Annotated in this window: 23 protein-coding genes; 9 read left to right on the top strand and 14 right to left on the bottom strand. The window is 67.1% G+C overall.

The window, feature by feature from the left end:
* The first annotated feature begins 460 nt into the window (after positions 1-460).
* A complete protein-coding gene (locus BLP73_RS14415; protein WP_090746239.1) occupies positions 461-934 on the top strand; it encodes a copper chaperone PCu(A)C in 474 nt (157 codons plus the stop codon).
* A 290-nt stretch (positions 935-1,224) separates the two neighbouring features.
* A complete protein-coding gene (locus tag BLP73_RS14410) occupies positions 1,225-1,767 on the top strand; it encodes a L,D-transpeptidase (protein WP_090746100.1) in 543 nt (180 codons plus the stop codon).
* A gap of 275 nt (positions 1,768-2,042) precedes the next feature.
* Here the strand turns inward: BLP73_RS14410 and BLP73_RS14405 are convergent, their stop codons facing one another.
* The 5 genes from BLP73_RS14405 to BLP73_RS14385 form a co-directional block, all read right to left on the bottom strand.
* Positions 2,043-4,235, bottom strand: coding sequence for a methyl-accepting chemotaxis protein (locus tag BLP73_RS14405; protein WP_245686687.1), 2,193 nt, complete (start codon positions 4,233-4,235; stop codon positions 2,043-2,045).
* Between the two features lie 34 nt (positions 4,236-4,269).
* Entirely contained in the window at positions 4,270-5,865 is a 1,596-nt protein-coding gene (locus BLP73_RS14400; protein WP_175453373.1) for a methyl-accepting chemotaxis protein, read from the bottom strand.
* Positions 5,866-5,958: 93 nt separating this feature from the next.
* Complete coding sequence (locus BLP73_RS14395; RefSeq protein ID WP_090746094.1) at positions 5,959-6,246, bottom strand: hypothetical protein; 288 nt, start codon at positions 6,244-6,246, stop codon at positions 5,959-5,961.
* Positions 6,247-6,286: 40 nt separating this feature from the next.
* Positions 6,287-6,802 carry a chemotaxis protein CheD gene (locus BLP73_RS14390; protein ID WP_090746091.1) on the bottom strand — a complete coding sequence of 172 codons (516 nt, stop codon included), beginning with the start codon at positions 6,800-6,802 and terminating at the stop codon, positions 6,287-6,289.
* A complete protein-coding gene (locus tag BLP73_RS14385; RefSeq protein WP_139165977.1) occupies positions 6,799-7,890 on the bottom strand; it encodes a CheB methylesterase domain-containing protein in 1,092 nt (363 codons plus the stop codon). Before BLP73_RS14385 ends, BLP73_RS14390 begins: the two co-directional genes overlap by 4 nt.
* A gap of 48 nt (positions 7,891-7,938) precedes the next feature.
* On the opposite strand from BLP73_RS14385, the gene BLP73_RS14380 reads away from it, so the two are divergent.
* Genes BLP73_RS14380 through BLP73_RS14350 form a run of 7 tightly spaced genes read left to right on the top strand, consistent with a single transcriptional unit; the run spans position 7,939 to position 12,760 of the window.
* Complete coding sequence (locus tag BLP73_RS14380) at positions 7,939-8,229, top strand: STAS domain-containing protein (RefSeq protein WP_090746085.1); 291 nt, start codon at positions 7,939-7,941, stop codon at positions 8,227-8,229.
* The gene (locus tag BLP73_RS14375) at positions 8,226-8,594 is read left to right on the top strand and encodes a response regulator (protein ID WP_090746081.1); all 369 of its coding nucleotides are present in this window, start codon (positions 8,226-8,228) and stop codon (positions 8,592-8,594) included. The genes BLP73_RS14380 and BLP73_RS14375 overlap by 4 nt, the downstream gene beginning before the upstream one ends.
* Before the next feature lie 5 nt (positions 8,595-8,599).
* Positions 8,600-10,666 (top strand): chemotaxis protein CheA, encoded by a 2,067-nt coding sequence (locus BLP73_RS14370; RefSeq protein WP_090746079.1) that lies wholly within the window; start codon positions 8,600-8,602, stop codon positions 10,664-10,666.
* 3 nt (positions 10,667-10,669) lie between these two features.
* Positions 10,670-11,140: a chemotaxis protein CheW gene (locus BLP73_RS14365; RefSeq protein WP_090746076.1), complete on the top strand. Its 471-nt coding sequence runs from the start codon at positions 10,670-10,672 to the stop codon at positions 11,138-11,140.
* Entirely contained in the window at positions 11,137-11,988 is an 852-nt protein-coding gene (locus BLP73_RS14360; protein WP_245686686.1) for a CheR family methyltransferase, read from the top strand. The genes BLP73_RS14365 and BLP73_RS14360 overlap by 4 nt, the downstream gene beginning before the upstream one ends.
* An 11-nt stretch (positions 11,989-11,999) precedes the next feature.
* Positions 12,000-12,389 (top strand): response regulator, encoded by a 390-nt coding sequence (locus BLP73_RS14355; RefSeq protein WP_090746073.1) that lies wholly within the window; start codon positions 12,000-12,002, stop codon positions 12,387-12,389.
* Positions 12,389-12,760, top strand: coding sequence for a hypothetical protein (locus BLP73_RS14350; protein WP_090746069.1), 372 nt, complete (start codon positions 12,389-12,391; stop codon positions 12,758-12,760). Before BLP73_RS14355 ends, BLP73_RS14350 begins: the two co-directional genes overlap by 1 nt.
* Before the next feature lie 205 nt (positions 12,761-12,965).
* Here the strand turns inward: BLP73_RS14350 and BLP73_RS14345 are convergent, their stop codons facing one another.
* The 9 genes from BLP73_RS14345 to BLP73_RS14305 form a co-directional block, all read right to left on the bottom strand.
* Entirely contained in the window at positions 12,966-13,772 is an 807-nt protein-coding gene (locus BLP73_RS14345) for a purine-nucleoside phosphorylase (RefSeq protein ID WP_090746067.1), read from the bottom strand.
* Positions 13,756-14,703 carry an ABC transporter permease gene (locus BLP73_RS14340; RefSeq protein ID WP_175453376.1) on the bottom strand — a complete coding sequence of 316 codons (948 nt, stop codon included), beginning with the start codon at positions 14,701-14,703 and terminating at the stop codon, positions 13,756-13,758. Before BLP73_RS14340 ends, BLP73_RS14345 begins: the two co-directional genes overlap by 17 nt.
* A gap of 80 nt (positions 14,704-14,783) precedes the next feature.
* Positions 14,784-15,884, bottom strand: a complete 1,101-nt coding sequence (locus BLP73_RS14335; protein ID WP_090746061.1) for an ABC transporter permease — start codon at positions 15,882-15,884, stop codon at positions 14,784-14,786.
* The gene (locus BLP73_RS14330; protein ID WP_090746058.1) at positions 15,884-17,533 is read right to left on the bottom strand and encodes an ABC transporter ATP-binding protein; all 1,650 of its coding nucleotides are present in this window, start codon (positions 17,531-17,533) and stop codon (positions 15,884-15,886) included. The genes BLP73_RS14335 and BLP73_RS14330 overlap by 1 nt, the downstream gene beginning before the upstream one ends.
* Positions 17,533-18,522: a BMP family lipoprotein gene (locus tag BLP73_RS14325; RefSeq protein WP_090746055.1), complete on the bottom strand. Its 990-nt coding sequence runs from the start codon at positions 18,520-18,522 to the stop codon at positions 17,533-17,535. Before BLP73_RS14325 ends, BLP73_RS14330 begins: the two co-directional genes overlap by 1 nt.
* 84 nt (positions 18,523-18,606) lie before the next feature.
* The gene (locus BLP73_RS14320) at positions 18,607-19,035 is read right to left on the bottom strand and encodes a GNAT family N-acetyltransferase (protein WP_090746052.1); all 429 of its coding nucleotides are present in this window, start codon (positions 19,033-19,035) and stop codon (positions 18,607-18,609) included.
* Positions 19,032-19,652, bottom strand: coding sequence for a tRNA (adenosine(37)-N6)-threonylcarbamoyltransferase complex dimerization subunit type 1 TsaB (tsaB, locus tag BLP73_RS14315; protein ID WP_090746049.1), 621 nt, complete (start codon positions 19,650-19,652; stop codon positions 19,032-19,034). The genes BLP73_RS14320 and tsaB overlap by 4 nt, the downstream gene beginning before the upstream one ends.
* Positions 19,645-20,205, bottom strand: a complete 561-nt coding sequence (locus tag BLP73_RS14310; protein WP_090746046.1) for a NifU family protein — start codon at positions 20,203-20,205, stop codon at positions 19,645-19,647. Before BLP73_RS14310 ends, tsaB begins: the two co-directional genes overlap by 8 nt.
* Before the next feature lie 105 nt (positions 20,206-20,310).
* Positions 20,311-20,766: a universal stress protein gene (locus tag BLP73_RS14305; protein ID WP_090746043.1), complete on the bottom strand. Its 456-nt coding sequence runs from the start codon at positions 20,764-20,766 to the stop codon at positions 20,311-20,313.
* Positions 20,767-20,865 lie beyond the last annotated feature (99 nt).

Below are 20,865 nucleotides of genomic sequence, written 5' to 3'. Positions count from 1 at the left end.
TTTGCGTTCTCGCGAGCGGCGAGAGGTCGCGCCGTCTTGCGCGGGCGTCGTGCTGACACCTTCCTCGACCACAGCTATGCTGCGGCGATGTTGCGCCCGCTGACCGCTGCCCTGATCCTTCTCGTCGCCCTGACGGCCATCGGCCTTGGGACGGCGCGCGGCACCGTGCGGATGGGCGAGAGGATCGTCCTCTGCACCGGGCAGGGGCTTGTCGTTGCCAGCCGCCCCGGCCCGGATGATCCCGCGACGGCCCATGTCTGTCCCGACATGGCTCTTCTTTTGCTGGCCGCTCCGGGTCCTGCGGAAGACGCCGCTCCTCTGATGGCATCCGCCGCGCGCCTGCACCTTCCACCCCAACATGCGGCTGCGACCCCTAATCATGTCGGCTGTCCATGCGCTCGCGGCCCGCCTGCGCGACCGTCTCGCACGCTTGCCTGACACGAGAACAAGGATGACGAAGATGAAGTCGATGACACTCGCCGCCGCTGCGACACTCTTGCCGCTCGCCGGCCTCGCTGCAGATCTGACGGTCGAAGATGCCTACCTGCGCAGTGCGAATCCCATGACCGGCGCGGCCTTCATGCGGATCGACAACCCGGGCGAGGCTGCCTGCATGCTGACGGCCGTCACGTCCGACGTGGCCGAGCGGATCGAGCTGCACACGCATGAGGAGGAGGACGGCGTCATGCGCATGCGCCGGATCGAGGGCGGCATCGCCATCCCCGCCGGCAGCGCGGTGCAACTGGACCGCGGGGGCGATCACGTCATGCTGCTGGGCCTGACGCGCTCGTTGGCCGATGGCGACCGGGTCGCGTTCCAGCTGGATCTTGGCGACTGCGGAACGCAGGAGGTGGAGGCCGTCGTGGACAACACCCGCGATGCCTCTCACGCTGCCGAGGGCGCAGATCCCCACGCGGACCACAGCGGGCACTAGCCTTGCCCTTCGTCGCGCCGCGAGGGGGTGCGGCTGTCGGCATGGCTGCCCGGGCATGCGGTTTCGGGCATCCGGCCCGTGTGCCTGCACGACGCGGCGCCGCTGAAGGCTCCTTCGCGCGTTCTGCCGATAGAGCTCTCTCGTGCCACGAACGGCAGCCATGGCGGCACGTGTCGTCCGCCTTGCGGCCAAGGGGCAGATCGGCTGCGCCAGCGAACATCCATGTGAGTTGCATCGGAACCATCGCGGCGTGTATCGCTTGACCAACTGACAAAGACCGAGGGACATCCATGAACCGCCGTCAGATGATGAAGCTTGCCCTGCCGCTGATCGCCCTGCCGTCGCTGGCGGCGGCGCAGACCGAAGATCCCTACGCGCCGACCGAGGTGGCGATCCGCGATGATTTCGAGGTTGGCAGCATCGTCGTCGTCAGCCGCGACTTCTATCTCTACCATGTCGTGGCACCTGGCCGAGCCGTCCGCTACGGCGTCGCCGTCGGCCGCGACGAGCTCGTCTGGAAGGGAAAGGCCACGATCGGCCGAAAGGTCGAGTGGCCCAGCTGGCGCCCGACGCCCGAGATGATCGCCCGCAACCCGGCCGCCTACGAGAAGTACAAGGACGGCATGCCTGGCGGACCGCAGAACCCGTTGGGGGCCCGCGCCCTCTATCTCTACAATGACCGTGGCCAGGACACAGCGATCCGGATCCATGGCACGACCGAGCCCGGCTCGATCGGCCGCGCCGTGTCAAACGGCTGTCTGCGGATGCGGAACGAGGCGGTCATGAGCCTCTATGACCGCGTGCCGTTGGGAACACCGGTCTACGTCTTCTGAGGCCGGCTCGCGGGGAACTGTCCAAGCTCGCTTAAGCCAAGCGCCGATGCTGGACGACCGGCCAGTCCGAAAGCCAGGTCGAGCCTGCACAGCCGGGCGAGGAAGAAGCGCCCGCGCGATCGCGCGCGCTTCGGCCGGTTGAAGGGCGATGATCCTCATCAAGTTGGTAATTTTGCCTTCCGCAGGTGCTTGGACCTGCGTAGCGCTGCCAGCTTTATGGTCTGGAAGCCGCCGCACCGTTCAGCGGCAGCTCCCGTGCTTTCAGGATAGATCCGTCAGAATTCCGCCAGACTGCGGCCACCTCCGCCCGCCACGCGGAGCGACGTGACGTCCGCCGCTGGTGCCGAAAGCGCATGCCGTGCGACGTGCTGGACCCGAGGCGGTCGGGCGCTGCCTGTCTGGAAGCCGGCAATTTCTTGCAGAAGCTCGTTCGACTGCTGCTGCAGCGCGGCCGCGGCGGCATTGGTCTCTTCGGCGACGGCGGCGTTCTGCTGCGTGACCTGATCCAGCTGGTTCACGCCCGTGTTGATCTCGCCAAGGCCGATGGACTGCTCCTGTGCCGCGGCCGCGATGGCGGTGATCTGCTCCGAAACCTCCTGCGCCTTGCTCAGGATCTGGGCAAGGCTCGCGCCCGTGCGCCCCACCAAGGCCGAACCGGTCTGGACCTGTGCCGTACTTTCCGAGATCAGCGATTTTATCTCGCGAGCGGAATCGGAAGCGCGCTGCGCCAGCCCGCGCACTTCCGAGGCGACGACGGCGAAGCCTCGTCCGGCCTCGCCTGCGCGGGCGGCCTCGACACCGGCGTTCAGGGCCAGCAGGTTGGTCTGGAACGCGATGTCGTCGATCACGCCGATGATACGGGTGATCTGCTCGGACGATTTCTCGATCCCCTTCATGGCCGCGACCGCGTCCTGCACCACGGTAACCCCGCTTTCCGCGATGTTGCGGTTCTCCCGACTGACGTGCTCGGCACTGCGCGCACGCTCAGCGGTCGAGCGCACGCTTTCGTTCAGCTCGTTCAGTGCCGCGGCCGACTGTTCCAGCGTCGCGGCCTGCGCCTCGGCGCGTCCCGACAGGTCCTGCGCGGCCGACGAAATCTCGGCCGAGCCGTTTCGCACCTGATCCGCCACATCGGAAATGCGCCCGAGGGTGCCCGAGAGAGAGTGCAGCACGCTGTTATACGCCGCGCGAAGGGTGTCGTACTCCGACGGAAAGGGATCGCTCGCCGAACTGGCGATGCTCTGAGTCAGGTCTCCCTTCGCCAGCCGGTTCAAGCCGTCGCCGATGTCACGCACCACCCGGGCCTGGCGGCGCATCTCGTCCTCGCGCCGTGCGGACTGTTCATCTTCCGCGATCCGGGCAGCTTCGGCCAGGCGCAGTCGCTCGAGCTCGTTCTGCTTGAACACCTCGAGGGCGCGCGCCATCTTCGCCAGCTCGTTCGACCCGTCGATCCCGTCGATCTGGACCGACAGATCGCCGTGAGCCAGGCGCTCGGTCTGATCGGCGCTCCGCGAGAGCCGCCTGGACAGCGGCAGCGCAATGCCTGCCGCGATGGACGCACCCAGCACAATGGCGGCCAGAACCCCTGCAAGGATCGACAGCGTCGTCCCGCGCATGATGCTGGCGGCCTGCGCATCGAGATCCAGAGCGGTCCGCCGCTCCTCTTCCTGAATGACTGCAACCAGTGCCTTCACCTCGGCGGTAGTCTCGTCGAGGCGTTGCAGGGCCGCACGCGCGTCCAGCTCCACATCGCGCAGCTGCTCGGCCAGCGGCCAGAACGCGGCCACGCCACCGGCAGCTTCTTCCAGTTGAGCACGCTCGCCTTGGTTGATCGTCATGCCCCCCAAGCGGTTGATGGCCTGCTGCGCTGTATCATACTGGGGACGGGCACTGTCGAAGTCCTCCTGCGTGCCGCCGCCAATGAAGCGGTCAACGCGGACTCGCGCGACCAGGAAGGCCTCGGAAGCCGAAAGGGCGAGAGAGGCTTCCTCGTTTGCAGCGCGGCGTGCCAACGCGTCTTTCAGCGCGCCGAGGGCGCGGCGGCTCTGGGTGCCGATCGCCGCGAGTTCCCCTTGAAGTCGCGCATGTTCCAGCCGGCGTTCGATCAGCGCCTGTGCCTCAACCTCGTGGCGGTCCTTGAGCTCGACGAGGTCGCGGGCGTTCGTGCTGCCCGTTGCGGCAAGCTGTGCCGCCTTCTCGCGCGTGGTCGTCATCGCCGTGATGACATTCTCGCCTTGTTCCGGTGTGCTGTCCGTCATGAAGCGCAGCACGGCTTGACCGGCAAGTGCAACATCGGTGGCGATGTCGGATGCCATGACGAGCTGTGCGTTCGCCTCGGCTTCCTTGACGGAGACGTCCTCGAGATGATTGAGCCGGGTCCAGAAGAAGGTGCCGAGCAGGATCAGCATCAGAATGACGAGACCGAAGCTGCCGGCAACCTGCGTTGCGATCTTGATGTTCTTGAGCATGGGGTGACCTTGTCCGTGAGCTGCGTCGATATGTTCAGTAGGAGGTGACCGCGCGGCGGGCCTCGGAAGCAGGAGGATCCAGAGCAGCCCCGACATCCGTCAGGGACGGCAACTCGTCGAGATCGCTCCAATCGGCGGGACGCGGCGGGGTCAGGAAACCGAGAAGCGTCGCCGTCAGCTCGTCGCTCCGACGCGCGACCGCTGCGGCCGAGGCTTGGTTCTCGCCGGCTGCATCGGTCGTCTCCCGAGTGCTCGCCTCGACCTTGGAAAGGGCTGCCGCGACCTCGTTCAGGCCAAGCTCCTGTTCCCGGGTGGCCGCCGATATGGCCTCCATGAGGTGGCGCATCTCTTTGGCTGAGGACACGATCTCGTCGAGTGCCGCCCCGGCACGGCGCACCAGGCCGGAGCCCGCGGAGACCTGCCCTTCCGAGGCCGAGATGAGGCCGCGGATCTCGCGGGCGGAGGTGGAGGCGCGTTCGGCCAGGCCGCGCACCTCGGTGGCGACAACGGCAAAGCCTCGGCCGGCCTCGCCCGCGCGCGCTGCCTCGACGCCGGCGTTGAGCGCCAGCAGGTTGGTCTGGAACGCGATGTCCTCGATCACGCTGATGATGCGGGTGATCTGCGTGGAAGAGGCCTCGATGGCCTGCATGGCCGCCACGGCCTCCGCAACGATATTGCCGCCCGACGTCGCGCGCTCCTCGTTCGCACGCGTAGCTTGGGTGGCGTCTTCGGCCTTCTCCCGCGCACGAGAGACAAGTGACGCCACGCGCACGACCGTTCCGTTGCTGCTGTCGAGCATGTCCACCTGCTGGGCCGAGTTTCGGGAGAGCTCGGCTGCGCGCTGTTCGATGTCATTCGCATCGTGACGCACCGCGTCCGCGATCGTGTCCACGCGCAGGAACAGGCTGTCGATCTGCTCCAGCAGCTGGTTGTAGCCAAAGCGCAGCGTGTCGAATTGAGGTGGAAAGGGATGATGCGCCGGGCTGTCGATCGGCTCCTTGAGATTGCCGGCTGCCAGTCGGGCAAGTCCGGCCTCAATCTCGCGCACCACCCGTGCCTGCGCCACAAGCACGGCCTCCTGCTCGCTGGCATGCGCACGCTCGTTCGCGGCCTGCTGCCGCGCAAGCTCGTCCGCAGTCGCGCGCGTCGCCTCCGACTCCTGCAACGCGGCCGCAGCCTTGGCACGGCTTTGCGCAAGAAGCGTGCAGAGGCCCATCAGGGCTGTCGCCTCGATCGCCAGGATGGCGGCATGCAGGGCCGTGCGGCCGAGGTCCAGCCCGCCCTCGAAGACGGCGCCGGGAATGATCATGTTCACCAGCGCATGGTGAAAGGCCACGAAGGCGGTGAAGGTCGCGATGGGCCTCCAGTCACAGAAGATCGCGAGTGCGGCCAGACAGGCGAAGAAGAGCATGTGCAGATCGCCCTGCCACACGTGGCCGCGCATCTGGTAGACGAGCATCGCGACCGACGTGGCGAGCGTGGCGGCAGCTGCCATCTGCGAGCCGACGTCCATCGGAGCACGGCGGAGGACGACCGTCACCAGCGATGCCAGCAGCAGGAGTGCGCCGAGCGGCACGATGTCCGGGCGGCCCAGAATGTTCGAGATTGAGAGCCCGGCAAGGACCAGCATCCAGTGCAGGACAATGAGTCCGGATGCTCCCCACCACGCGGTGGCTGTTTCGGGATTTGCTGATCTCACTTGGTACATGATGAACACTCCGATCTAGAGGCGGGCGAGGCAGGATGCGCCGGGTCCGGCGCGAAGTTCCAGGAAGGGCAGGGCGCGCCGGATGCTGCCCGCCTGTGCCTCCGGCCCAGAGGGGCCCAATGTAACCTTCCAGCCGCCCCATGAGATGTCCTCTACCGACCGACCTGTTGCCACCGCGTCCGCGACGGCCGCCTCCGGCGGCACCCAAGGCGCGTAGATGCGCATGACGGTGCGATCGCTCTCGGATGGCTGGAGGTGGAGCAGGGCGAGCACCGAGAGGCCGATCGCCCCAATGAGGAACACCAGACGGCGCGGAGTGGTGGGCGCAGGGCTCAAGTCATTTTCAGAACAGCTCGACATGGCCCACCGTCGGAATGGTCGGAACCTCGCTGCGCGGCGCTGCCTGTCCGACGAGTTGCACCTGAACCCTTCCGGTGCGCGGCCAGAAGCGGATACGCCGGGCCTGCGTGCCGCACAGGTCGCTGGCGATGAGCGCGATCCCTTCCTGCCGCAGGAAGCTTCGGGCAGCTTCCGCATTGCGCGCCCCGATGTCCGGCAAGCCGCGCATCATCCTGGCGCCGCCGAAGAGCTTCGCTTGCAGGCCTCCTCGCGATGCGCCCCGCCGAAGCAGGGCATTTACAAGCCGCTCCATCGCAGCGGCGGCGTGACGATGGTCGGGCGCACCGCTCCCGGCGTCCGGCAGCAGGAAATGGTTCATGCCTCCGACGCCGCGCGCCGGATCGCTGATGCAGGCGGACACGCAAGAGCCGAGCACGGTCGTGATGATCGCGTCGGACTCGTCGGTGACGGCCTGCTCGCCCTGAACGACGTGGATGAGGCGCATCTCGCTGCTGTTCACGTCGCTTGGCCTCCCACGGCATCGTCACGCAGCAATGCGCGCGCGATCTGGTCCAGAGGCAGCACCTGCTGCGCGCCTCCACGCTCGACAGCTACGCGCGGCATGCCCCAGACCACTGACGTCTGCTGGTCTTGCGCGACGGTACGCGCGCCGGCGGAGCGCAGGGCCACCATGCCATCCGCACCATCCGCACCCATTCCTGTCAGCAGCGCCGCGCTCACCTGGACCCGCGGTGCAACTGCGGCGGCTTCATGGAAGAGCACGTCAACAGACGGGCGGTGGCCGCTGACCGGATCCAGCGACAAGAGGCGGAGCCGAAGGCCGCCGCGCGACGAGATGCCCACATGCTGGTCCGGCGCCGCCGCAACATAGACAGTGCCGCGGACAAGCGGAGCTCCGTCAGTCGCCGCCACGACCCGCGGCGACAGCGCTTGATCGAGCCGCCGGATCAGACCCTCCGCAAATACTGGGCGGATGTGTTGGACCACGACGGTGGGCGGGCAAGAGGCATCGAAACTCTGCAGCACGGCCTCCAAGGCCGAAACGCCCCCTGTGGACGCGCCGAGACAGATGATATGGCGCACCGCCTGTTCGGAACGGGCCATGGCGGCAACAGCAGCGGGCGCGATCTTCAGTGGCTTCGAAGGCGCAGGCGATGTCTGCCGGGATCCGGTCAACATCTCGATCAGCGCATCCTCGTGTGGAACGCGCTCGGCCGCGGAGTCATGATCTAGCGCGCCAGTGCCGTAGACGATCACGCGCGCGCCTATCATCTGCGCGACATCCGCGAGAGGCGCAAAGTCGCGAAGGGCTGCCATCTCCGCGGCAACGGCAATGACCGTCGGCATGTCCCGCTCCATAAGCCGATACACCTCGCTCAGCGTTGCGGCGCTGGACGGAGCCTTGGACGTCGCTTCCTGATAGCGCCTGAGCACGTTGCTGCGGCGCATCGAATTCGGATCGGCGATGAGAAGAGCCGCTTCTGGCACGGACATGCTCCGGTTTCTGACCAGACGAAGATGCCCAGAGAAGATGAAGAATTCCCAAACGCTGCAACGACTTGTTGGCGAAAATGCGAAGCGTTTCACGCAACGGTTTCTTAACTTGGCGGTGCTATCCAGTCAGCGTCACAATTCATGACGAGGTTTGCCGTGCCGTCTCTCAGCCTGCCAGAAGCGCTGGACCGAACAACCGTCTCAGCTTTCGCCAGCACCCTCCTGGCCTCTCGTGGCGAGGCATTGCTGCTCGATGCAAGCCCACTGCGACGGCTTTCTGCATTGGGGCTTGAAATGCTGGTGTCGGCCAGCAAGCAATGGACCGACGACGGAAAGGAGTTTCGCATCGACGGCTGGCGCGACGACGTGGCCGGAGTCCTTGAGCAGCTTGGCGGCAACGCTTCCATGCTAAACGCGGAGCGGATGTCGTGAGCGCGCGCATTCTGGCTGTCGACGATTCGCCGACCATTCGGGCTCTGGTAGGCCGTGCATTGCGGACTGCGGGCTACGAGGTCTTCCTAGCGTCGGACGGTGTCGAGGGCGTCGGATCGCTCAAGGATGTCGAGCCGGAGCTGATCATCACGGATATCAACATGCCGCGCCTTGATGGCTTCGGATTGATCGAGACGGTCCGGGCCAGCGCCGACTATGGATCCGTACCCATCCTCGTGCTGACGACCGAAAGTGGTGCCGACCTCAAGGCGCGTGCCCGCGCCGCCGGGGCGACCGGGTGGATCGTCAAGCCATTCGACGATGCCCAACTGGTTAGCGTCATTGCACGCGTCTTGGGAAAGTGAAGAAGATGAGCGATCTGGATGAATTCCGCGACATGTTCTTTGTCGAGTGCGACGAGCTTCTGGAGGTCCTGGCGACCGGGCTGCGCCGCATGGAAGATCCCCTGTCCGACAAGGAGACTGTACATGGGGTCTTTCGCGCCGTGCATTCCATCAAAGGGGGCGCCGCAGCGTTCGCGCTGACCGAGCTCGTCACCTTCGCCCACCGCTTCGAGACGGTCCTGGATCAGGTTCGATCGGACCGTCTCAAGGCGACGTCGCAAGTGATGTCAGTCATGCATCGTTGCTCGGACTGCCTGTCGGATCTCGTGTCAGCCGCACGGCAGCAACGCAGCCCCGATCCGCAGAAGTCGGCGGTTTTGCTGGTCGAACTGGAAGGGCTATTGGCGCCCGAAGAAGAGGCTCCGGCCGACTTCGGGTTTGTCCCGATCACGATCGCTCTCGAGGAGCCCGACAGCACTGAGTTCGGGGAAATCTACAACATCCGGTTCACGCCCCATGCGGACCTATATCGGTCGGGAAATGAGCCGGCGGCACTTCTGAATGCTTTGCGGAAGCTGGGCGAGGCGACCGTCCAGATCGACAGTGCCTCAATCCCTCCGCTCAAGGACTGGTCGGCAGAGGAGCCGTCGTTGTCGTGGCAGGTCGAGTTGAGCCACTCGGGCAGTAAGGACGAAATTGCCACCGTATTCGACTTTGTTGAAGACTGCTGCGAGCTGAGCATCGAACGTAAGGCTGCTGAGATGCACCCGGCTCTCGATCAGGCGCCGCTGGACATGGAAGCTCCCACGAAAGCTGCTCCGACCGATGAAGGCGCAGCCACGCCGTCAACTGCGGAAGGAACGCCTTCCGCCCGGGACGGAGCCGCAGGTGCCACAATCCGCGTGAGCCTGGATCGCGTCGACAGGCTCATGAACATGATCGGGGAGATGGTCATCAAGGAGGCCATGCTCTCGCAGGTCATCCGCACCGCGAGCTTGAACGAGGATCCTGACGTGAGCGCCGGGCTGGATGCAATCCGACAGCTGGCTGGCGACATCCAGGAGAGCGTGATGGCCATCCGCGCACAGCCTTTAAAACTGGTATTCCAGCGGATGCATCGGATAGCGCGTGAAACATCCGATGCAACCGGAAAGCCCGTTCGTATGGTCACGCTTGGCGAGCAGACCGAGGTCGACAAGACGGTCATCGAGCGCCTCGTCGACCCGCTGACCCACATGATCCGCAACTCCATCGACCACGGCCTGGAGGATGCGCTGACCCGTCAGCGCCGGGGCAAGCCACAGGAAGGGACAATCACGCTCTCGGCGGCACATCGTTCGGGCCGAGTGCAGATCGAAGTTTCCGACGACGGCGGGGGGATCGATCGGGCGCGCGTGCGGCAGATCGCCGAGGAGAAAGGACTGATTGCACCCGGTCTTGCGCTGACGCCGGCTGAAATCGACCAACTGCTGTTCTTGCCTGGATTCTCCTCGAAGCAGGAGGTGTCTGCTCTGTCCGGCCGAGGCGTCGGTCTGGATGTCGTGCGACGTGAGATCATGGCGCTCGGCGGACGGGTCATGATCAACTCGGTGGAAGGCAAGGGCACGACCTTTTCGATCGCCCTTCCCCTGACGCTCGCGGTGCTTGAGGGGATGCTGATCCAGCTGGGCGATCAGACGATGGTTCTTCCGATCACGGCCGTGCAGGAAACGTTGCGACCAAGCGCGTCGATGCTTCATTCGGTCGGGCAGAGCGGTCGGCTCCTCGCTAGTCGTGGCGAGCTGATCCCGGTGATCGACCTCAGCGGCGTCTTCGGGCTTCCGCGAACTGAACTTGAAGCTGATGACGGCATCCTCATCGTCGTGGAGACGGACAGCCAGCGGCGCGCGGCATTCCGCGTCGACGCGATCTTCGATCAGCGGCAGGTCGTCATCAAGAGCCTCGAGCAGAACTACGGACGTGTTCCAGGCGTGTCGGCCGCAACCATCCTAGGGGACGGCAAGATCGCGCTGATCATCGATCCCGAGGAGATCGTTCTGTCTTCATCTAGCGACCACAACCGTGCGGCCATGGTCCGCGCAGCCAACGGGTGACACATGCTCCAATCGATCTCGCACAACTCAGTCGGCAAGAGCGACGTCGTCGCCTTCAAGCTCGCTGACCAGGACTTTTGCATCGACATCGGCCTTGTCCGTGAGATCCGCGGCTGGACGCCGACAACGGTGCTTCCTCACGCACCGGATTACGTCAAGGGCGTCATCAACCTCCGCGGTGCGGTCGTGACCGTCGTGGATCTGTCCGCGCGACTGGGCTTCGGCCCTGCGGATCCATCGCCGAGACATGTCGTCATCATTGCGATGCATGCTGGCCGCGTGGTCGGTCTGCTGGCCGACCTGGTGTCCGACATCGTGACCGTCAACGACGAGCACATGCAGAGCGTGCCTGACCTCGCCTCCGACCCCTCCCGCGAGTTCATCTCCGGCATGATCACCTTCGATGACGGCCGCATCCTGCGCAAGATCGACCTTGAGCAGTTGCTGCCTGCCTCCCAAGGGGGCGAGGCGTGATCACCACCCCGCCCGAGTTGACCCAGGCACAGTTCCGGAAGCTCGCCGACATCATCCATGCCGACAGTGGCATCGTCATCAACGAGGCAAAGAGAAGCCTTCTTGTTGCGCGCATCAACCGGCGCCTCCGGATTCTGGACCTTCAGGACTTCGGTGCCTATTGCCAGAAGCTGGATGGCGCGGACGGCGCCCAGGAGCGACGTCACCTCCTCTCGGCGATCACAACGAACGTCACGGCATTCTTCCGCGAGCCTCACCACTTCGACGCCCTCTCGAGCGAGATCCTGAAGCCCCTCATGGCAGATGCGCGCGCGGGCAAGCGGGTACGCTTCTGGTCGGCGGCTTGCTCTTCCGGCGAGGAACCCTATTCGCTCGCCTTCACGGTGCTTGAGGCTTTGCCCGAGGCGGCGCGTCATGACGTCCTGATCCTTGCATCTGATGTCGATCCTCAGATGGTGCGGCGGGCCGAGGAAGGTCTCTATGCCGAAGATGCCGTGCGCGTTCTCGGCCCCGAGCGCAGCCAGCGCTTCATGGTCCGCCGTGACGATGCCTACGCCGTGCGTGACGACGTGAAGGCCATGCTGCGCTTCGTCGAGCTGAACCTCCATGCGCAGTGGCCCTTCACGGGGAAGTTCGACGTCATCTTTTGCCGCAACGTGACGATCTACTTCGACGGTGAGGCGCGGCGGCGGCTTTGGCAGCGATTTGCGGGCCAGCTGAACGAGGGCGGGACGCTGTTCATCGGCCATTCCGAGCGCGTGGATGGACCCGCCGCCGAATTGTTCGAGCTCGTCGGAACCACACAGTACCGGCGCAACGCCGTGCCGGTGCAGACAACAGCGTCTTGAAGGAAAGTGCCATGCCTCTGAAATCAAATCTGCATGTCATGGTCGTCGACGACATGGCCATCAGCCGAGCCTTGGTCGAGCAGGCCCTGGACTGGGCAGGCATCACCAACGTGCAGTACGAGTCTAATGGCGAGGCAGCGTACAGGCGGCTTGCTGCGGCGCCGGTTCACCTGGTTATCTCCGACTATAACATGCCAGGAATGGACGGGCTCGCGCTTCTGGAGGCTCTGCGCCAGACGAAGAGCACGCAGCGCATCGGCTTCATCCTCATCACGGGCACCGCGACACGGGAACTCATCGAGAGAGGTCAGCGCGCGGGCATGAACAACTTCATTGCCAAGCCTTTCACGAAGGAGTCCCTGCTGCGCACGATCGAGACGGTGACTGGAAAGCTGCAATGATGGCCGGGAAGCTTGCCGCGGATCCGGACGCAGCGGCGCTGTGCAGCCTGCAGGACGCCGTCAGGCGTGCGGCGGAGGAGGCAGCGATCTGGGCCGAGAGCGTTGCAGCGCTGGAGAGGCAGATCGAGAAGCGGGGCTCTCACGCGAGCCTCCTCACCGAGTTGCAGAGTCTTGATCGGGTTCGGCAGGGTCTTGCTGGATTGACGACGTTCCTGCGGATGGTGGCGGATCGCGCAGATCCTGCTTTGCCTTTCCCTGTCGGGCCGATTCTCCGCGTCCTCGACATGGAGGAGCAGGCTTCTCGTCTGGCGGGTCGGGGCGTCACGCGGCAGGCGGGAGCAGAAAGCTCAATCGATCTGTGGCACGAGTAAGAACCGGATTTACCGAAGAAGCGTCATTGCAGCGTGACACAGGCCGCGCGAGACACGATGCCTCAAACCAACCAGGCATACCGCATTGCCTGATCCATCGGTCCCGCGCGCCGCAGGCCTTACGCGGCTGCACGTCTGCGTCGACAGACATGCGAGACGAGCCCGCTGTCCTTTCCACAGCAGGCTGCGGAAAGCAGCAGATGCCTCACGCCCCGCCGTCGCGCAGGAAGCGTCGCAGGATCGTCTCCAGCTTTGCGGCGCCGAGAGGGGCCATGGCCTTGGTGTGCTCGTGGCTGATGGACTCGGTCGAGAGGCCAGCGCCCATGTTCGTCATCACCGAGATCGCCGCGCAGCGCAGGCCGAGGAAGCGCGCCAGGATGATCTCAGGAACCGTCGACATGCCCACCGCGTCGGCGCCGAGCACCCGCGCGGCGCGGATCTCGGCCGGGGTCTCGAAGCTGGGGCCCGAGAACCAGCAATAGACCCCTTCCGGCAGCTCGATCCCCTCGGCCGCCGCCGCCGCAGAAAGACCCGCGCGCAGGCCGGCGTCATGGGCCTCGGTCATGGGCACGAAGCGCCGCTCGTCCTGCTCGCCAATCAGGGGGTTGGTGCCGGCAAAGGCGATGTGGTCGCTGAGCAGCATCAGCGCGCCCGGCGGGATGTCCTGGCGCAGCGAGCCCGCCGCGTTGGTCAGGATCAGGCGCCGGCAGCCCAGAGCCTCCAAAACCTCCAGCGGCAGGCGCATGGCGTCGGCGCGGCCGGTCTCGTAGTAATGGGCGCGCCCACCCAGGACCGCCACCCGTCGCCCCTCGAGCTCGCCGATCACCAGTTGCGGGACATGGCCCGAGACGCCGGCATGCGGGAAGCCCGGCAGGTCGGAATAGGGGATGGTCGTTCCCTCGACCTGGGCCGCCAGATGGCCGAGGCCCGAGCCGAGGATCAGCCCAAACTCGGGCGCGGCATCCCCGGTCCGGGCGCGGATCAGGCCGGCGAGTTCAGCGCTCTTTGACATAAGGCTCTCCGCCCGCGCGTGGCGGGATGGCGCGGCCGACGAAGCCCGCGAGGATGATGACGGTCAGGATGTAGGGCAGCGCGTTCATGAAGGCCGAGGGGATGGTGATCGCGCCGACGGTCAGGTTGGGATAGAGGATCGCGACCGCCTCGAGCAGCGCGAAGAGGAACGTCGCGACCAGCGCCTGCCAGGGTTGCCAGCGCGCGAAGATCAGCGCGGCCAGCGCAATGAAGCCGCGCCCGGCGGTCATGTCCTTGACGAAGCCTGCCGAGAGGCCCGTCGCGAGATAGGCGCCCGCGATCCCGGTCAGCAGCCCGCAGATCGCGACGGCCGTGTAGCGCAGCCGGGTCACCGAGACGCCCGCCGTGTCGACCGAGGCCGGGTTCTCGCCCACCGCGCGCAGGCGCAGGCCGAAGCGGGTGCGGAACAGCACCCACCAGGTGATCGGCACGGCCAGCAGCGCGACGTAGACGAGCGCCGAATGGCCCGACAGCAGCACCGAGTAGAGCGGGCCGATCACCGGCACGTCGCGCAGCGCGCCGGCGAAGGGCAGGGTGATCGCCTGGAAGCGCGCCTCGCCGACCAGCGGCGGCGTGCGCCCGCCAAGCGCGAAGGCGTTCTGCCCGATCAGCACCGTGAGGCCCGCCGCCAGGAAGTTGATCGCCACGCCCGAGATCAGCTGGTTGCCGCGGAAGGTGATCGAGGCGAGGCCGTGGACCAGCGACAGCACCATCGCCCCGCCGATCCCCGCGATCAGCCCCAGCCAGGCATTGCCGGTCAGGAAGGCGACCGAGGCGGCGGTGAAGGCCGACATCAGCATCTTGCCCTCGAGCCCGATGTCGAAGACGCCCGCGCGTTCGGAATAGAGGCCCGCGAGGCAGGCCAGCAGCAGCGGCGGCATCAGCCGCAGGGCGCTGTTGATCCCCTGCATTGCCGCCGCGTAATCCGCAGCGACCCAAGTCAGGCAGATCGCCAGGACGATGATCGCCGTCAGCCATTCCCTCAGCTTCATCACGCGCCTCCGCGGCTGCGGCGGGCCGCCAGGAACAGCCGCTCGAGCGGCATCCGCACCATGTTGTCCAGCGCCCCGGTAAACAGGATCACCAGCGCCTGGATCACGACGATCAGCTCGCGCGGGATCGAGGTCCAGAGCGCCAGCTCGCCCCCACCCTGGTAGAGGAACCCGAAGAGCAGCGCCGCCAGGAAGATGCCGAAGGGGTGGTTGCGGCCCATCAGCGCGACGGCGATGCCGATGAAGCCCGCGCCCTCGACCGCGTTCAGGACCAGCCGGCCGGCCTCGCCCATGACGTTGTTGATCGCCATCATGCCGGCCAGCCCGCCCGAGATGAGCATGGCGATCACCGTGATCCTGACCGGGCTGATCCCGGCATAGATCGCGCCGCGCTCGGACCGGCCGAGGGCGCGGATCTCGAAGCCGAGGCGCGTGCGCCAGATCAGCAGCCAGACGAGGATGCAGGCCAGCACCGCCACGAGGAAGGTGACGTTCGCCGGCGTGTTGCGCCCCCAGAGGATGCCGACCGAGGCGAGGATCTCGGACAGGCTCGGCAGGTTCGTCTCGGCCGGAAAGCGGGCCGAGGCGGGGTCCATGCTGCCCACGGGGCGCAGCAGGCTGACGAGGATGTAGTTCAGCGCGGCGGCGGCGATGAAGTTGAACATGATCGTGGTGATCACGATATGGCTGCCGCGCTTGGCCTGAAGGATCGCGGGGATGAAGGCCCAAGCCGCGCCGAAGAGGGCGGCGGCGAGCATCGCGACCGGCAGCGCCAGCCCCCAATGCGGCAGCGGCAGGTACAGCAGCGCCAGCGCGACGCCAAGGCCGCCCATCGCCGCCTGCCCCTCGCCGCCGATGTTGAAGAGGCTGGCATGATAGGCGACGGCCACCGCCAGCCCGGTGAAGATGAAATTGGTCGCGTAGTAAAGCGTGAAGCCCCAGCCATAGGACGAGCCGAGTGCCCCCTCGACCATCACCGACAGCGCCTCGAGGGGGCTCTCACCGATCGCCAGGATCACCAGCGCCGAGATCGCCATCGCCAGCACAAGCGAGATCAGCGGCGTCAGGATGACATCCGCCCATTTCGGCATCTTCTCCATCAGGCGGACCCTTCCGGCAGTTCTTCCACATGCGCCTGTCCCGGCGGGATGCCGGCGCTTTCCGGGATGTTGGTGGTGTCGGTGACGCCGGCCATCAGCAGGCCCAGCTCGCCGGTCGTCGTCTCCGACGGCAGCCGCTCGCCCATGATGCGGCCGTCGAACATCACCGCGATGCGGTCGGCCAGCGACAGGATCTCGTCCAGCTCGACCGAGACCAGCAGGATCGCCTTGCCTGCATCGCGCAGGGCGACGATCTGCTTGTGGATGAACTCGATGGCGCCGATGTCGACGCCCCGCGTGGGCTGGCCGATCAGCAGCAGGTCCGGGTTCCGCTCGATTTCGCGCGCCACCACGATCTTCTGCTGGTTCCCGCCCGAGAAGTTGCGCGCCGCCAGGTGGCAGTCGCGGGGGCGGACGTCGAAGCGCTCCATCTTGGCCTGCGCGTCGCGGCGGATGGCGTCGTTGTCCATCAAGAGGCCGCGCTGGAACTCGGGCGCGTCCTGCCAGCCGAAGGCGACGTTCTCCCAGGCCTTGAAGTCCATGATCAGCCCCTCGACCTGCCGGTCCTCGGGGATGTGGCCGACGCCCTCGCGCCGCCGCTGGCCGGAATCGCAGCCGCGTCCGGTCAGGGGCAGGGGCCGGCCGTTCATCCGCACCTCGCCGGTGACGCGCGCGCCCTTCTCGGGATAGCCGCCGAGGATCTCCAGAAGCTGCGTCTGCCCGTTGCCGCTGACCCCGGCGATCCCTAGGATCTCGCCCGCGCGGATGTTCAGGCTGATGCCGCGCAGGCGCTCCACGCCCTCGTCGTCGACCATCGTCAGGTCGCGCACCTCCAGCACCGGGGCCTGAGGCCGCGCCGGCGCCTTCTCGACGTTCAGCAGCACCTTGCGGCCGACCATCAGCTCGGCCAGCTCCTCGGGGCTGGTCTGCGAGGTCTGCACGGACGCGACCATCTCGCCCCGCCGCATGACCGAGACATTGTCCGTGATCTCCATGATCTCGCGCAGCTTGTGCGTGATGAGGATGATCGTCTTCCCCTCGTCCCGCAGCCCTTCGAGGATGCGGAACAGGTGATCCGCCTCGGCCGGGGTCAGAACGCCCGTCGGCTCGTCGAGGATCAGGATGTCGGCCTGCCGATACAGGGCCTTGAGGATTTCCACCCGCTGCTGGTGGCCGACCGACAGCTCGTCGATGGTGGCGTCGGGATCGACGTTCAGCTGGTATTCGGCGGCCAGCTTCTTCAGCACGCCCCGCGCCTTGGACAGGGACGGCCGGAGCAGCCCGCCATCTTCGGCCCCGAGGATGATGTTCTCGAGCACCGTGAAATTCTGCACCAGCTTGAAATGCTGGAAGACCATGCCGATGCCGGCGCGGATCGCGGCCTGGCTGTCGGGGATCGTGACGGGCTTGCCGCCGACCAGGATCTCGCCTGCATCGGGCTTGTAGAAGCCGTAGAGGATCGACATCAGCGTGGACTTGCCCGCGCCGTTCTCGCCGATGATGCCGTGGATGGTGCCGCGCGGCACGCGCAGGTCGATGTTGCGGTTCGCCTGCACCGCGCCGAACGCCTTCGAGATGCCACGCAGCTCGATGGCAGCGGGGGCGGCCGCATCCGGCCGCCCCCCTGTCGCCTGGCCCGTGGCCCTCATCAGGAGGCCGGGCAGCTGTTGTCGGTCATGAAGTCGTGGACTTGGATCTCGCCCGAGACGATGCCGGCGCGCGCCTCGTCCACGGCGGCCTGCATCTCGTCGGTGACCAGCTCGGCATTGGCCTCGTCGATGGCCACGTCGACGCCGCCAGCCTCGAGGTTCATCACCCGCACGCCCGGCTCAAGCTCGGTGCCGGCGCTGAAGGCCTCGTAGACGGCATTGTCCACGCGCTTGACCATCGAGGTCAGCACCTGGCCCGGATGGAGGTGGTTCTGGTTGCTGTCCACGCCGATCGACAGGATGTTCTCGTCGGCCGCCGCCTGCAGCACGCCGATGCCGGTGCCGCCCGCGGCCGCGTAGATCACGTCCGCGCCCTGCGAGATCTGCGCGCGGGCCAGCTCGCCCCCGCGCACCGGGTCGTTCCAGGCGGCCGGCGTGTTGCCGGTGTAGTTGACCAGCACCGTGCCCTCGGGCTGCGCCGCCTTGAAGCCCTGGGCGAAGCCGCACTGGAACTTCTGGATCAGCGGGATTTCCATGCCGCCGATGAAGCCCGCCGTGCCCGATTCCGAGGCCATCCCAGCCATCACCCCGGCGAGGTAGCTGCCCTCTTCCTCGGTGAAGACGATCGACTGCACGTTCGGCTGCTCGACCACCATGTCGATGATGGCAAAGCGCGTGTCGGGGTAGTCGGCCGCGACGCTGTTCAGCACGTCGCCGAAGGCGAAGCCCACCATGACGATCGGGTTCGAGCCGCTCTCGGCCAGCCGGCGCAGGGCCTGCTCGCGCTGCGCCTCGGACTGCATCTCCAGCTCGCGATAGGTGCCGCCGGTCTCCTCCGTCCAACGCTGCGCGCCCATGTAGCCGGCCTCGTTGAAGGATTTGTCGAACTTGCCGCCAAGGTCGTAGATCAGGGCCGGATCGGCCAGCGCCGCGCCGGCACCGAAGGCCGTCAGGGCGGCGCCCGCCAGAAGCGTTCTCGTCAGGGACATGAAGGACCTCACCATGTGTTTTTCTGCGGGCGATTCAATGCGCCCGGCCGATGGCTGCGATTAGGGCGCATCGGTCTGGGCCGGTCAACTGCCTTCTTGCCGGCGACGCAGCGGCAGTCGCATCACAAGCGCGTCGCTGTCCGGGCCGTAGTAGTTGCGCCGCCGTCCCGCCTCCTGCCAGCCCGCCTTGGCATAAAGCGCCTGCGCCGCAAGATTGTCCGCGGCGACCTCGAGGAAGGCCGTCTCGGCGTCCAGAAGGTTTGCGCGCGCGGCGAAGTCCCGGGCCAGCGCCGCGCCGATGCCGCGCCTGCGGGCCTCCGGCGCGACCGCCAGGGTCAGCAGCTCCGCCTCGCCGGCGATGGCGCGGCCCAGCAGGAAGCCCGATTGTGTTTCCAGCAGGAAGGCGCCGCGCGTGCGCAGCAGGTCGGCGAACGCGGCGGCCGACCATGGGCGCGGCCGGTCGGTGAAGCAGCGCGCGTGCAGGGCCGCCAGTGCGGCCGGGTCCGCCGTCACGGCAGGATCAGGGGCGCCGCCTCGCGCGGCGGGGCCGCATCGGCCGGCCGCAGGTAGAGCGGGGCGGGGCGGGGCAGGTCCGGCAGATGCGCGCGCGCGGCGGCGATGCGCGCCACGGCCACCGCCAGCGGAACCGCCGGCGCAGCCGGCGCGGGGCCGGGCGGCAGCACGCCGTCCGCAGCCTGCTGCGGACGGCTCCCCCGGCTGGCCTCGTCCGGGCCGCCCCGCTCGCAGACTGGAAAATCCTCCCAGATCAGCGCGCCGCCGCGCCCCTCCAGCGCCACGCGGCAGGGGCGCGGCAGCCCGAAGGCCGCCGCCTCGGTCGCGCTCACGCCCACCGCCGGAACGCCGAGCGCCAGTGCAAGTCCGCGCGCCGCCGCGACCGCCACCCGGATGCCGGTGAAATTGCCGGGCCCGACGCCGACGCCGATCGCGCCCAGATCGGCATAGCCCAACCCCGCCTCGGCCAGCAGCGTCTCGATCATCGGCATCAGCCGCTCGGCCTGGCCCTTGGCCATCGGCTCGACGCGTTCGGCCAGGATCGCCTCCCCGCGCAGCAAAGCGGCCGCGCAATGCGCGGCCGATGTGTCGAAGCCCAGGACGATCCGGTCAGGCAACAGGCCGGACCTCGATCACTTCCGGGATGTAGTGCCGCAAGAGGTTCTCGATCCCCATCTTCAACGTCAGCGTCGAGGAGGGGCAGCCCGCGCAGGCGCCCTGCATGTGCAGGTAGACAATGCCGCGGTCGAAGCCGTGGAAGGTGATGTCGCCGCCGTCCTGCGCCACTGCCGGCCGCACGCGCGTGTCCAGCAACTCCTTGATCTGCCCGACCACCTCGGCATCCGGCCCGTCATGGGCGGCGTGGCCCGAGCTGTCCGGCTCGGCCCCCTCCAGCGCCGGAGCGCCGGACTGGTAATGCTCCATGATCGCGCCCAGGACCGAGGGCTTCAGGTGGTCCCAGACCGCCCCGTCGGCCTTGGTCACGGTGACGAAGTTGCGGCCCAGGAACACGGCCGAGACGCCCTCGACGGCGAAGATGCGCCGGGCGAGCGGCGAGGCTGCGCCCTCCTCGGCCGAGGTGAAGTCGGCCGTGCCGCTGCCCAGCACGTTCTCGCCGGGCAGGAACTTCAGAGTCGCGGGATTGGGCGTGGTCTCGGTCTGGATGAACATGGCGGAACTCCTTTGGCCTCGATATGGCCCCGGCCCCGCCCTGGGTCAAGCCGCGCGGGGCGACGCGGTGCGGGCGCGAAGCCGTCCCGCAAGCCGCAGCAGCCCTCAGGTAATCGCCTCCAGCCGCTCCTTCGAGAGCGAGCCGGGCACGATGGTGATCGGGCAGGGCAGCGAGGCCGGATCGCGCAGCATCCGCGTCAGAAGCGGGTTCTGCGCGCCGCTCTCGCTGCTGAGGCCCAGCACGACGATGCCGATCTCGCCATCCTCCTCGATCTGCGCCAGCAGCTGCTCGGCCGGGTCGCCCTCGCGGATGACCAGCTCCGGCTCGACCTTGGGGCGCGAGCGCATCCACTTGGCGAAGACCTCGAAATGCGCCTCGATCCGCTCGCGGGCCTCGGCGCGCATGACCTCGGCCACCCCGAAGCCGTGCTGGATGTCCTCGCCCGAGATGACCGCCAGGATCACCACGCCGCCGCCGGAATTCGACGCGCGCATGGCGGCGAAGCGCATGGCGTTCAGGCATTCGCGGCTGTCGTCCAGCAGGACCAGGAACTTGCGCATCCGAGCGGTTCATCCTCCGATTGAGCGACCGGCCCGTCGGCCGGGTCGCGCGGCGGGGCTCAGAGTGGCCGATGTGCCATGGCTGCGCAAGGTATCGCT

This window comes from Paracoccus tibetensis, assembly GCF_900102505.1.
GTDB lineage: Bacteria > Pseudomonadota > Alphaproteobacteria > Rhodobacterales > Rhodobacteraceae > Paracoccus > Paracoccus tibetensis.
Note: the sequence above shows the minus strand (reverse complement) of the source record. Positions and strands in the feature narration are given on the sequence as shown.